We start from the raw sequence: 12,421 nt of genomic DNA, 5'->3' as shown, positions 1-12,421 counted from the left end.
AACTGACCGAACGGCGGGCCGGGCCGGGGTGCTCGGGCGGACAGGCTGGGAGACGTCGGACCAGCCGATCGTCTTCCAGTAGGGATCGTTCACCATGACCACGAGCACCACCACCACGACCAAGGCCGTTGCCTTCAGTGAGTTCGGCAGTGCCGATGTGCTGCACGCCATCGAGATCGGCCTTCCCTCGCCCGGGCCGGGGCAGGTGCGGATCGCCGTCCGCGCCATCGGTGTCAACCCGCTGGACTCCAAGGTCCGCAGGGGCGCGATGAAGGAGATGTTCCCCGTCACCTTCCCGCATGTGCCGGGATACGAGGCGGCCGGCGTGGTGGAGGCGGTCGGTGCCGGCGTCACCGACGTCCGGGCCGGTGACGACGTGGTCGGCCCCACCATCGGCGGCGCGTACGCCGAGCACGCCCTGCTCGACGCGCAGCGGCTGGCGGTCAAGCCCGCCTCGCTGAGCTGGGAGCAGGCCGCGGCGCTGCCCGTCGCGCTGGAGACCTCCTGGCGGGCGCTGGAGGCGCTCGCGGTGCCGGCAGGCGGGACGCTGCTGGTGCACGGCGCGGCCGGTGGGGTCGGGACGGTACTGCTCCAGCTCGCCCGCGCCCGTGGTATCCGGGTGATCGGTACCGCCGGCGAGGGCAACCACGCCCACCTGCGCAGGCTCGGCGCCGTCCCGGTGGCGTACGGCGAGGGGCTCGCGGACCGGGTGCGCGCGGTGGCGCCGGAGGGGATCGACGCCGCCCTCGACGCGGCCGGCCGGGACGAGGCGGTCACCGCCTCGATCGAGCTCACCGGCGGCACCGAGCGGGTGCTCTGCATCGCGGAGATGGAGGTCGCCGAGAGGTACGGCGTCCGCTTCAGCGCCGGCGACCCGGGCGGTGCCGCCCGCAGCCGGACGGCGCTGCTCGCGGCGTTCGAGCTGCACGCGGGCGACGGGCTGCTGGTGCCGATCCACCGGGCACTGCCGCTCGCCCGGGCATCCGAGGCGCAGCGCCTCAGTGAGCACGGGCACCTGGCGGGCAAGATCGTGCTGACCGTCGGCTGAGCGTGCGGGCGCCGGGCGGGCGCCGGCTGGTCGCGCCGGCCGTCCGCCCCCGACACCCGACCCCGCCGCCGTCCGGCGCGCGGCGCTGACGGAACGTCAACGGCTGTGTACGGTGACCCCCGAGGCATGGCGGGTCATGGGCGGAGGATCGGGCGTGACGGATACCGGTACCGGACGGTTGGCGGGCAAGTCCTGTGTGGTGACGGGTGCGGCCAGCGGGATCGGGCGGGCGGTCGCGGCCCGCTTCGCCCGGGAGGGCGCGTCGGTGGTGGCCACCGACATCGACGGGCAGGGGCTGGAGCGCCTGGCGGCGGAGTTCCCGGGCGCGGTCTCCGGCGTGGTCGGTGACGTGTCGAAGGTGCCCGACGCCCGCCGGATGATCCTGGCCGCGGTCGAGCGGCACGGCCGCCTGGACGTCCTGGTGGCCAATGCGGGGGTCATCCCGCTGATGGAGGTGACGGAGGCCGAGGCACACGACTGGGACCAGGTGATGGCGGTCGACGGCCGCGGCATGTTCCTGACCTGCAAGTACGCGATCGAGGCGATGCTGCCGGCCGGCGGCGGGGCGATCGTCTGCGTCTCGTCGATCTCCGGGGAGGCGGGCCAGCGCGGCCAGTCGGTCTACGGCCCGGCGAAGTTCGTGGCCTCGGGGCTGACCAAGCACCTCGCCGTCGAGTGGGCGGACCGGGGGATCAGGGTCAACGCGGTGGCGCCCGGCACGATCACCACCGAGCGGGTGCGCAGGCTGCCGCAGGAGCCGGGCGGCCCGGAGTACCTGGCGGCGATCGAGCAGCAGCACCCGATGAAGCGGCTGGGCGATCCGGCGGAGGTGGCGGCGGCGGTGCTGTTCCTGGCCTCGGACGAGGCCTCGTTCATCACCGGCGCCGTCCTGCCGGTGGACGGCGGCTACCTCGCGCAGTAGGCACCGCCGGGCCGGGTGCCGGGCACCGGGGATGCGGCGCCCCGGCCGCCGGGGCTCAGGACAGCACCCGGTGGCGGAAGTTGCGCAGCCCGAGCCCGAGGAACAGCACGCAGAATCCGGCCAGTACCGGGTAGATCACGTACAGCGGCATGTGCTCGGCGTCGGTGAAGGCCGCGCGCATGCCCTCGGTGATGTAGATCAGCGGGTTGGCCAGCACCAGCACCTGCAACCAGTGGAAGCTGCCGACGTGCACCAGCGACAGCCTGGTCCACTGGTAGTACGTGCCGCCGAGGAAGACCAGCGGCAGTACGACGAAGCCGAACATCACCCCGATGTTGCGCGGTTCGAAGGCCGTGCCGAGGAGCAGTCCGAGCGAGGTCATCGCCAGGCACGCCAGCGGGACCAGCGTCACCGCCGTCCACCAGTGCACGTCCAGCCGGGCGTGCACCCCCGGGGCGTGCACCACGGTGGCGATCGGCAGCACGATGACGGCCGAGATCATCCCCTGCACGGCGCCGGAGAGCACCCGTGCGACGGCCACCAGCCAGACCGGGCAGGGTGCCTGGACGCGGTCCTCGATCTCGCGGGTGTAGCCGAACTCCTGGGACATCTGGATCGCCACCGACTGGATGCCCTGGAACATGATCGAGATGGCCACCACCCCGGGCACCAGCACGGTGGCGAAGGCCGACTGCCCGCCCCGACCCGCTGCGCCGCCGATCCCCTGCCCGATGATCGGGAAGACGTACAGGAACACGAACACCAGCAGGAACGGCTGCATGACGGTCCGTCCGACGAACTCGCCGAAGTGCTTGCGCAGGACCAGCAGGTCGCGCCGGATCAGCGCGGCCAGCGCCGATCGGGCCGCGGCCTGCGCGGAGCGTGGCGGGCGCACGGAGATCGGGGCGGGGGAGCCTGGGGCGCGGGCGCCCGCGCGGTCCGTGCCGGGATCGTCGGGGTACGGGCCCTCGGAGGCGGCCATCAGTCTCGCAGCTCCTTCCCGGTCAGGCCGATGAACACCGTCTCCAGCGTCGTCCCGGCGACGGAGAGGTCGACCACCTCGAAGCCCGCCGCCTCGGCGGTGGAGACCACCCTGGGCAGCAGCCGTTCGGTGCTGCGCACCTGGAGTTCGAGGCCGCCGGGGATCGGCCGGCTCCGGGCGACGGTGCCGAGGTCGTGGGTCAGGCGCTGCGCCAGGGCGGCGGTGTCGCCCCGCCCCTGGACGGTGACCACGCTGTCGGCCTGGACGCTCTGCTTGAGGGCGGCGGGTGTGTCGAGGGCCAGCACCCGGCCGTGGTCGACGATCGCGACCCGGTCGCAGAGCCGGTCGGCCTCCTCCATGTTGTGGGTGGTCAGCAGGATGGTCTGCCCGTCGGCGATCAGCCCGGCCATCACGTCCCAGAGCGCCAGCCGGCCCTGTGGGTCCAGGCCCCCGGTCGGCTCGTCCAGGAAGAGGACGGCCGGACGGTGGCCGATCGCCCGCGCCACCATCAGCCGCTGGGCCATGCCGCCGGAGAGCTCGTACACCGAGGAGTTCGCCCACCGGGACAGGTGGAAGCGTTCCAGCAGCCCGTCGGCCACCTGCCGGGCCCGGCGCGGCGGCATGCCGAACAGCAGGCCGTGGTAGTAGAGGTTCTCGCGTACGGTCAGCGCCCGGTCGAGGGTGTTCTGCTGGGACACCACGGCGATCACCTGCTTGGCGAGGGCCGGACGGGCGATCACGTCGATGTCGCCGATCCGGGCGGAGCCCGCGGTGGGGATCACCCGGGTGGTGAGCATCCCGACGGTGGTGGTCTTGCCGGCGCCGTTGGGTCCGAGCAGGCCGAAGATCTCGCCGTGCCGGACGTCCAGGTCGAGCCGGTCGACGGCGGGCGACTGCGCCCGGGGGTAGACCTTGGTCAGGCCGCTGGCGCGGATCACGCTCTCGCGGTCGGCGGGCACCCGCATGGCTGACCTCCGCTCGACACCCTGACCCCTCACGTCCTGCCACCTCAATTCGAACACCGTCCCCGTGCGGCCGCCCGCCGCGCTGCCCGCCCGCCGCGCTGCCCGCGCGCCCCGGCGCCGGGGTCAGGCTCTCGCCGGCGTCGGGCCGGGCCCCGGCTCGGTCGGCTCGGCCAGTTCGGCCGGCTCGCCGGAGAAGGCGACCCGGCCCCGGTGCAGGACGTGCACCACCCCGGCCCCGGCCAGCGAGTGCGGCAGGGACTGCGCCGTCAGCACCACCGTTCGGCCCTCCGCGGCGGAGTCGAGCAGGATCGCGTGCAGGCGGGCCGTCACGGCGGGCGCGAGCCCCCGGCCGGGCTCGTCCAGCAGGAGCAGCCGGGGGCGGGCGAGCAGGCCTCGGCACAGCGCCACCAGCTGCTGCTGGCCGCCGGAGAGCACCCCGGCCGGGCGGGCGAGCAGGCCGGCCAGCTCGGGGAAGAGCCGCTCGGCGTCCTGCGGGTCGGCGCCCGCCGGGCCCAGGCCGAGGTTCTCGGCCACCGTCAGGGAGGTGAACAGGCCCCGCTCGGCGGGCACCAGCGACAGCCCGAGGCGGACCCGCCGACGCACGTCCAGGCCGGTGATGTCCCGGCCGCGCCACAGCACCCGGCCCGCCGACAGGTCCAGCAGCCCGGCCAGCGCGTGCAGCACGGTGGTGCGTCCCGACCCGTTGCGGCCCAGCAGTACGGTGACCCGGCCGGCCGGGAAGGCCAGGTCGACACCGTGCAGCGCCTCCAGCGGTCCGTACCGGACGCGGGCGCCGCGCAGCTGCGCCTCGACGGTCATGGCGCCCCAGCCTCCCCCCAGGCCCGGGCCACCCGCGGATCGGCCAGCACCGCCCGGACCGGCCCCCGGGCCACCACCCGGCCGCCGGCCATCGCGTAGACGGTGTCGGCGAGGTCGGCGACCAGCTCGACGTCGTGTTCCACCAGCAGCAGTGCCATGCCCTGCGCCGCCAGCCCGCGCAGCACCCGGGCAAGCCGTTCGGTCTCGGGGGTGTCCAGCCCGGCGGCCGGCTCGTCCAGCAGCAGGACGCCCGGCCCGCCCGCCAGTGCCCGCGCCAGCTCCAGCAGGCGCAGCGTCCCGGTGGGCAGGGCGGCGGCCGGCCGCTCCCGCAGGGCCGACAGCCCGAGCAGTGCCAGGGCGTGCTCGGTCGCCTGCTGGGCCTGCCGCCCGCCGGGGGCCGGCAGGCCCAGCAGCCCGCGCACCGACCCGCCCGCCCGCTGCTCGGCGCCGACCCGGACGTTCTCCGTCACGGTGAGCGTGGGGAACACCGCGATCTGCTGGAAGGTCCGGGCCATGCCGAGCCGGACCCGGGCGTGGGCGGGCAGCCCGGTCACGTCCCGCCCGCCGAGCAGCACCCGGCCCGCGTCCGGGCGCAGTGTGCCGGCGAGACAGTCGAAGAGCGTGCTCTTGCCGGCGCCGTTCGGGCCGATCAGCGCGGTGATCCGCCCGGCCGGCGCGGTCAGGTCGACGCCGTCGACGGCGGCGAGCCCGCCGAACCGCCGGACCAGGCCACGCGCCGTCAGCCGGGCCGGGGGGCGCGCGGCGGGTCGGCCGGTGGACCGGGCCGCCGCGCCGCCGGGGCCGGGGTTCACGGCCGGCTCTCCGAGGCCCGCCGGGCGATCCGGGCCCGGACCCGGTGCCCCGCCGGCGTCAGCCCGACCTCGCCCGCCGGCGCGCCTGCCGCCGGACCTGCTGCCGGGCCCGTCGGCGCGGCCACCCCGCGGCTGACCCGGGTGAGTACTCCCGCCAGGCCACCCGGCATCCGGCCCAGCGCCATCGCCAGCGCGCCGACCGCCACCGCCGACACGCCGGGCGCGGTGCCGGCGTCCAGCCCGATCAGCAGAGCGGCGGCGAGCACCGCGCCGACGGCGCTGTCCGCCCCGACCACGACCACCGCCGCGAACCAGACCAGCCCCAGCACCGGGTCGAAGGCGGCCGCGTCGAAGGCCCGTCCGGCCAGCCCCAGCAGGCCGCCGCCGAGGGCGGCGAGCCCGGCCCCGGCCATGAAGGCGAGCAGCTTGAGCCGCGGTACGTCCACGCCCGCAGCGACCGCCCCCGGTTCGTGGTCCCGGACGGCCGTCAGCGCCCGGCCCAGCCGGCCCCGGTGCAGATTGCGCACCAGCAGCAGACCGGCCGCGAGCAGGACCAGCTCGGCGGCGTAGTAGGCCCGGTCCCCGTCCAGCAGGACCGGGCGGTCGAGCGTCAGACCGGCCGTGGCGTACGGCTGCTGGAAGACGAAGCGGCTCATCGCCATGCCGACCGCGAAGGTGACCAGGGCCAGCGCCAGGCCGCGGCGGCGGATCGCGGGCCAGCCGGTGAGCAGTCCGAGCGGGGCGGTGGCCAGGACGGCGAGCAGCAGCGCGGGCACGGCGGGCAGCGCCGGGATCCCGGGGATCCGGCCCGACATCAGCAGCGCGGTGCCGAGCGCGCCGAGGCCCGCGTAGCCGGCCTGCCCGAGCGAGACCTGTCCGCCGTACCCCGTGACCACCACCACGGAGAGCAGGATCAACGCCAGCGCGGGTACCGCCAGCGCGGCCCGCAGATCGTCGCTGCGGAAGCCGAACGGCAGCAGGAGCAGCAGCGCGCAGGCCGCCCGGGCGGCGATACCGGTGCCGCTGATCCCTCCGGTGCCTCCGGTGCCGCCGTCGGCCCGGATGGCGGGGGCCGGGCTGGCAGCCCCCCGGCCGCCGGAGATCCGGTCACCGGCCAGCAGGGCGGTCGCGAGCAGCGCGATCACGAACAGGTTCGCCTGTACGGCCTGGACCAGCGGCAGCAGTTCGCCGCCGGGGCGCAGCCGGGTGAGCTCGCTCTGCGCGATCCCGAGGGCCAGACCGGTCGCGACGGCCACCGGCAGGCTGCGCAGCCGGGCCGCGACGGCCACCGCCATGGTCTCCATCACCAGCAGCGGCAGCCCGTACGGGTCCAGCAGCAGCGAGGGCGCGAGGACGACGCCCACCAGCCCGGCGGTGAAGGAGCCGAAGGCCCACCCGGTGGCCGAGACGCGGTCGGCGTCGACCCCGGCCAGCTCCGCCAGCGGACGGTTGTCGACGACCGCGCGCAACTGGAGCCCGAAGCGGGTGAACCTGGTCGTCACCGTGACGGCGAGACACAGGACGGCGATCGCGGCGAGGGCTGCCACGGTGTCCGCCCGCACGCTGAACCCGCCGGGCAGCTCGATCGGCGCCGTCCCCACGGCGGCCGGCGCGCCCGCGATCGGGGTGGTGCCCCAGATCAGCACCACGATGCCGATCAGCAGCACGAACACCCCGAGCGTGGCCACCATGGTCTCCGCCGGTCCGGCGCCGCGCCGTTGCAGCGGCCGGAAGACCAGCCACTCCAGCAGCACGCCCAGCGCCGGTGCGGCGAACAGCAGGCAGAAGGCGAGCGCGAGCCCGGTCGGCCAGTGCCGTACGACGACCAGTTCGCGCAGCAGGTACGCGGTGGCCATCGCCTGCGCGCCCTGGGCGAGGTTGAGCACGCCGGTGGCCCGGTAGCAGATCACCAGGCCGATCCCGCTGAGCGCGGCGGCGCTGCCGACCGTCAGCCCGGCGAGGGCGAGCTCAACGGTGAGGGTGAGGTCCGGGCCCAGCGCGAGGACGTCGACGTCGACCATGCCGCCGGCTCCGCGCTCAGCCCGCGTCCGCGTCGGGCGGCGCGGGGGAGTGGGCCGGTCCGGGGTCCGGGGGCGGTGGCGGCTGTGCCTGCGGCGGCTGCTGCGACTGTACTTGCGGGGGCTGCGGTGGCCCGGGTTCGCAGAGTGGGCACGGGGTGAGGCCGCGCCGGCGCAGCCGGTCCACGTCCACCGGCTCGGCCTGCTCCTTGCCGGCCACCAGCGGGCAGCCGGGCCGGTGGTAGAGCGTGCCGTCCGGCACCGCCAGCCGGGTCTCGCCGGGCTTCGCGTCGCCGGGCTGCTCGCCGGAGGCCGCCGCGTCGGCCGGGTGCCGCGCGGGCGCGGGTTCGGCCGGTTCGGGTTCGGGCTCGACCAGCAGGGTGTACAGCTGCTCGATCCGGCGGTCCGTCTGTTCCCCCGCGTCGCCGCGCCCCGGCCGGCGCACGGCGCTCAGGGTGGCGCCGGCCACGATCAGCGCGGCGCCCGGGATGGTCGCCGAGGCCAGGTACGGCAGCTGCCGCTCCACCACCCGCTCACCGGAGATCCCGTACCAGCCGAGTACACACAGGGCGGCCCCGGTGGCCGCCGTGAACCAGCCCGGCCGCTCCCGGACGGCCTGGAGGAACGCGCGGACCATCCCGGCTGCACGCACGCTCCTCGTCCGGTCCATGACGTTCGACCCGCTTCATCACTTGAATTGCGCTTCGTCCGCAGATCCGCCTTCATGGTGTCACCTGCGACGCTTCCCGGACCTCCTGGAGCGGCGTTCGGGAAACACCGGCCGGCGACGGCGAATCCGCACCGGGGCCGCCGGCGGCCGGCCCCGATCTCTCGAATGAACCAGCGGTGAGGAACCCCATGGCTATGACGGAGAGTGACATCCGATCGTCCGGAGTGCCGGACCGGCCCCCGGGCCGAGGCCGGCCGGGATCCGCCGCACGGGCGGCGAGTGCGCTGCTCGCCGTCCTGCTGGCGGTCACGGCGCTCGTCGCGTGCAGCAGCAGCAAGAGCAGTGGTACCGCCTCCACCGCCGCCTCCACCTCGGCTGCGGCCAGCCCCTCGGCCTCGGCGAGCGGCAGCGCGCCCGCCGACGTCGCGGCGGCGGAGGCCCAGGTCAAGCAGAACTGGGAGAAGTTCTTCGACCCGGCGATCCCGCTCGCCGACAAGGCCGCGCTGCTGCAGAACGGTGACCAGCTGGCGCCGGCGCTCCAGGGCTTCGCCCAGGACCCGCGGGTCGGCCAGGTCAAGGCGCAGGTCACCGGTGTCACCTTCACCTCGCCGACCGACGCCACCGTCACCTACTCGCTCTCCCTCCAGGGCACCGTGGTCGAGCCGAGCGCCACCGGACAGGCCGTACTCGACAACGGCACCTGGAAGGTCTCGCGCTCCAGCCTGTGCGGACTGGTCGCCCAGAGCGGGAACACCGCCGTCCCCGGATGCAGCTGACGGGTGCCCGCCGGGCCGCCGGGGCGTTCCTCCGCCGGCGGCCCGGCAGGCGTGCGCGTCCCCCGAACGGCGCAACCCGGCGGACGGATCCGCGCACACGCGGGGCCCGGCCCGCTCGGCTGCCCGCCGCGTTGCTCGCCGGCCTGGTCGCCGGCCTTCTCGCCGCCGTGCTCGCCGGCTGCGGCAGCCGGCTGCCGGAGAGCGACTTCACGCCCCGGCCCAGCGCCCCCGGCGCCTCCGGCCCGGCGGGCAACCGGGCCACCGACACCGGCGTGACCCCGTCCGAGATCAGGATCGGCATCGTCACCTCGCTGACCAGCCCGGTCGGCAGCGAGGTGTTCAGCGGCCCGCGCTACGGCGCGCAGGCCTTCTTCGACGCGCTCAACGCCCGCGGCGGCCTGCACGGCCGCACCGTCCGGGTGATCACCTGCGACGACGGCGGCAGCGGCATCGGCAACCAGGACTGCGTCCACAAGCTCATCGACCGCGACCAGGTCTTCGCGTTCGCCTCGGGCAGCGTGCTGGACTACGCCGGCGCCCCGTACGTCAGCGGCAAGGGGGTGCCGGACGTCGGCGGCCAGCCGATCGGCACCGCGTACGAGCGCTGGCCGCACCTGTACGGCGTCTACGGCAGCCACGCCCCACGTGACGGCCGCTCGGTGGGCTGGGACGGCACGCTGTACCAGAGCACCGAGGTCTACCGGTACTTCAAGGAGAAGCTCGGGGCGGTCAGCGCCGCCGTGGTCGCGTACAACCAGGCCGACTCCGCCCGCTACGCCGGCCAGCTCGCGGACGGCCTGCGGGCGGAGGGCTACCGCGTGCTGGTCCAGACCGTCGACTTCGCGCTGCCCAACTTCCAGGCGGTGGCCGCCGCCGTGAAGTCGGACGGCTCTCAGCTGCTCTTCGACGCGATGGACGCCCGCGGCAACACCGCGCTCTGCCGTGCGCTGGACGACGCGGGCGCCCGGATCACCGCCAAGGTGACCAACGTGCAGAACTGGTCCGAGGCGGCGCGGTCCGACTACAGCTCCACGCCGACCTGCCGCAACGCGCTCTGGGCCACCTCCTCCAGCCGCAACTACGAGGACGTGCGGTACCCGGCGGTGCGGGAGTTCCGCGACGCGATGGCCCGCCGGTACCCCGACCGGGCGCAGCTGATGTCGGCGTGGGAGCTGGAGGGCTGGGCCGGCGCGCAGTGGCTCACCGACGCGATGGACTCCTGCGGCGCCGAGCTGACCCGTACCTGCGTCGAGCGGTTCATGAACCGCGGTCAGCCCTACGACGCCCACGGCCTGCTGCTGCCGGCCGACTTCGTCCCGACACCGCCGCCGAGCGGCGACACCCGCGCCTGCCTGGACGCCGCCCGTTGGCAGGACGGCGCGTACGGGGGGCGGGGCGGCTGGGTCACGCAGGTGGAGAACATGGACACCACCTGCTTCGACGTGCCGCAGGTGCCGTACCGGCCGTGACCGGGTGCCGCGGCTCCGTCCTCGCGGGGGTCCCGGGAGCCGGGAGCCGGAAGCCGGGACCCCGGGGCTCCCGAGGCCGTCAGGTCCGTCGGGGCCGGCGGTGGCGCGCGGTCAGGACAGGCGTTCGACCGCGACCATGGCGGCGTCGTCGTCCAGGTGCCCGCCCACGTGGGCGAGCAGATCCCGCCGCAGCTGCTGGAGCAGGGCGGAGGGGTGGTCGTGCGCCCAGGCCCCGACCCGTTCGGTGAGGGGGTAGAACTCCCCGCGCGCGTCGCGGGCCTCGATCACGCCGTCGGTGTAGATCAGCAGCCGGTCACCGGGCCGGAAGCCGAACGTGTCGACGTGGTACTCCACGGGCGCCAGGTCGCCCAGCCCGAGCGGCGGCGCGGGGTGCAGCGCGGACAGCGTGGCGACGTCGCCGTCGTGCAGCAGCAGCGGGGGCGGGTGCCCGCAGTTGATCATCCTGATCTGCGAGCCGTCGTCCGGGATGTCCAGGATCGCCGCGGTGATGAAGGACTCGCCGGGCCCGTCCCCGTCGGCGGGCTGCGCGAGGTCCCAGCAGACGCTGCCGTCCAGGTAGGTGGCCAACTCGGGCAGCGTGGCGTGCAGGTGCGCGGCGGCCCGGAACGCACCGAGCAGCAGTGCGGCGTCCCCCAGCGAGGGCAGCCCCTTGCCCCGGACGTCACCGATGATCAGCCTGGTCCCGGTGGTGGTCCTGGCCGCCGCGTAGAGGTCCCCGCCGACCTGCGCCTCGGCCTCGGCCGCCAGGTAGACGGAGGCCAGGCGCAGCGGGCCGATCCGCTCCGGCAGCGGCCGCAGCAGGACGCGCTGGGCCGCCTCGGACACCGACCGGACCTGGGCCAGCTCCCGCTCGTGACGGTCCCGCAGCGCCCGCAGGACGACGATCAGCGCCGAGACGGCGACCAGCGCGGCGACCTGCGCCTCGTGGTTGGCGGTGGTCAGCCCGTCGCGCAGCACGCCGATGACCACCAGTGCGGTGACGGCGAGTGCCCCGGCCAGCGCGGTGGCCCGGGTGCCGGCCAGCGAGGCCGTCAGGGCCGGCGCGACGATCAGCAGCGGCCCGAGGTGGATCGAGCGCGGCGCGAGGATGTCGGTGACGGTGATCGCGACGATCAGGGCCAGCGGGATGGCCGGCAGTGCCCAGCCGCTGCCCCGCCACGCGCCGGTACTCTCCGGAGCCCGGCCGCGTGAGCGGGACGGACCGCGCGACAGCGTACGGCCTGGTGATCCGTCCTGGTCACGGGGTGGGTCCTGGTCGCGCTGCCAAAAGGGCACGCTTCCTCTGTACACCGCGTCCGACAGCTGCGCCACGCGGGTCCGGGCGTCCGGGCGCCCGGGTGTCCCGCTGGGTCCGGCGGTCCGGCTGTCGGGCCAGCGGGCCGTCGGCGGTCCGGCTGTCGGGCCAGCGGGCCGTCGGCGGTCCGGCTGCCGGGCCCAGGTTGCTGGCGACCACCTCCGACGACCCGGGGAGGTCAGTCCTCCGTGCCGTAGCGGGTCAGGTACTCGGCGAAGCGTTCGAGGTCCGCGTCCGCCCAGCCGGTGAAGCGTTCGGCGAAGGAGAGCCGGCGCTGTTCGTTGGCCTCGCGCAGCAGGGTCAGCCCCGCCGCGGTGGGGTGCAGGATCTGCCCGCGCTGGTCGTCCGGGTCGGCCTCGCGCCCCAGCAGGCCCAGCCGCTCCAGCGCGCCGACCTGCCGGCTCACCGTGGACTTGTCCAGCATGAAGTACGCCGCCACGTCCGCGGCCCGGCAGCCGCCCCGCTCGTTGACCAGGTCGAGGATGCTGTACGTCACCAGCGAGAGGTCCGGGTGCAACTGGGACGCCTTGTGCCGGGCGCGGCGGGCGAAGGCCGTCAGCTCGCGCTGGATGCTGTCGATCGACGACTCCCGGGCGGACATGAGTACCTCCTCAGCCCTTTGTTG

The 12,421-nt window shown here is 75.3% G+C and carries 12 protein-coding genes; 4 read left to right on the top strand and 8 right to left on the bottom strand.

What is annotated here, in order from left to right:
• Nucleotides 1-94 precede the first annotated feature (94 nt).
• Together ACIBH3_RS05600 and ACIBH3_RS05595 are read left to right on the top strand one after the other, a co-directional pair.
• Nucleotides 95-1,048 carry an NADP-dependent oxidoreductase gene (locus ACIBH3_RS05600; RefSeq protein ID WP_396310585.1) on the top strand — a complete coding sequence of 318 codons (954 nt, stop codon included), beginning with the start codon at nt 95-97 and terminating at the stop codon, nt 1,046-1,048.
• A gap of 154 nt (nt 1,049-1,202) precedes the next feature.
• On the top strand, nt 1,203-1,970 hold the full coding sequence (locus tag ACIBH3_RS05595) for an SDR family NAD(P)-dependent oxidoreductase (RefSeq protein WP_396310584.1): 768 nt from the start codon (nt 1,203-1,205) through the stop codon (nt 1,968-1,970).
• Nucleotides 1,971-2,025: 55 nt separating this feature from the next.
• Here ACIBH3_RS05595 and ACIBH3_RS05590 read toward each other — a convergent pair whose 3' ends face one another.
• The 6 genes from ACIBH3_RS05590 to ACIBH3_RS05565 form a co-directional block, all read right to left on the bottom strand.
• Nucleotides 2,026-2,952 carry an ABC transporter permease gene (locus tag ACIBH3_RS05590; RefSeq protein WP_396310583.1) on the bottom strand — a complete coding sequence of 309 codons (927 nt, stop codon included), beginning with the start codon at nt 2,950-2,952 and terminating at the stop codon, nt 2,026-2,028.
• Entirely contained in the window at nt 2,952-3,917 is a 966-nt protein-coding gene (locus tag ACIBH3_RS05585; RefSeq protein WP_396310582.1) for an ABC transporter ATP-binding protein, read from the bottom strand. The genes ACIBH3_RS05590 and ACIBH3_RS05585 overlap by 1 nt, the downstream gene beginning before the upstream one ends.
• A gap of 123 nt (nt 3,918-4,040) precedes the next feature.
• Nucleotides 4,041-4,736 carry an ATP-binding cassette domain-containing protein gene (locus ACIBH3_RS05580; RefSeq protein WP_396310581.1) on the bottom strand — a complete coding sequence of 232 codons (696 nt, stop codon included), beginning with the start codon at nt 4,734-4,736 and terminating at the stop codon, nt 4,041-4,043.
• A complete protein-coding gene (locus ACIBH3_RS05575; protein WP_396310580.1) occupies nt 4,733-5,548 on the bottom strand; it encodes an ABC transporter ATP-binding protein in 816 nt (271 codons plus the stop codon). Before ACIBH3_RS05575 ends, ACIBH3_RS05580 begins: the two co-directional genes overlap by 4 nt.
• Complete coding sequence (locus ACIBH3_RS05570; RefSeq protein WP_396310579.1) at nt 5,545-7,569, bottom strand: ABC transporter permease; 2,025 nt, start codon at nt 7,567-7,569, stop codon at nt 5,545-5,547. The genes ACIBH3_RS05575 and ACIBH3_RS05570 overlap by 4 nt, the downstream gene beginning before the upstream one ends.
• A 16-nt stretch (nt 7,570-7,585) precedes the next feature.
• Nucleotides 7,586-8,218 (bottom strand): hypothetical protein, encoded by a 633-nt coding sequence (locus ACIBH3_RS05565; protein ID WP_396310578.1) that lies wholly within the window; start codon nt 8,216-8,218, stop codon nt 7,586-7,588.
• Between the two features lie 212 nt (nt 8,219-8,430).
• On the opposite strand from ACIBH3_RS05565, the gene ACIBH3_RS05560 reads away from it, so the two are divergent.
• Nucleotides 8,431-9,012 carry a hypothetical protein gene (locus ACIBH3_RS05560; protein WP_396310577.1) on the top strand — a complete coding sequence of 194 codons (582 nt, stop codon included), beginning with the start codon at nt 8,431-8,433 and terminating at the stop codon, nt 9,010-9,012.
• 131 nt (nt 9,013-9,143) lie between these two features.
• Nucleotides 9,144-10,481 carry an ABC transporter substrate-binding protein gene (locus ACIBH3_RS05555; RefSeq protein ID WP_396310576.1) on the top strand — a complete coding sequence of 446 codons (1,338 nt, stop codon included), beginning with the start codon at nt 9,144-9,146 and terminating at the stop codon, nt 10,479-10,481.
• A 111-nt stretch (nt 10,482-10,592) separates the two neighbouring features.
• Here ACIBH3_RS05555 and ACIBH3_RS05550 read toward each other — a convergent pair whose 3' ends face one another.
• Complete coding sequence (locus tag ACIBH3_RS05550) at nt 10,593-11,639, bottom strand: PP2C family protein-serine/threonine phosphatase (RefSeq protein ID WP_396310671.1); 1,047 nt, start codon at nt 11,637-11,639, stop codon at nt 10,593-10,595.
• A 335-nt stretch (nt 11,640-11,974) separates the two neighbouring features.
• On the bottom strand, nt 11,975-12,397 hold the full coding sequence (locus ACIBH3_RS05545) for a MarR family winged helix-turn-helix transcriptional regulator (RefSeq protein WP_396310575.1): 423 nt from the start codon (nt 12,395-12,397) through the stop codon (nt 11,975-11,977).
• Nucleotides 12,398-12,421: the final 24 nt, after the last annotated feature.

It is taken from the genome of Kitasatospora sp. NPDC050543 (assembly GCF_044457565.1).
GTDB lineage: Bacteria > Actinomycetota > Actinomycetes > Streptomycetales > Streptomycetaceae > Kitasatospora.
Note: the sequence above shows the minus strand (reverse complement) of the source record. Positions and strands in the feature narration are given on the sequence as shown.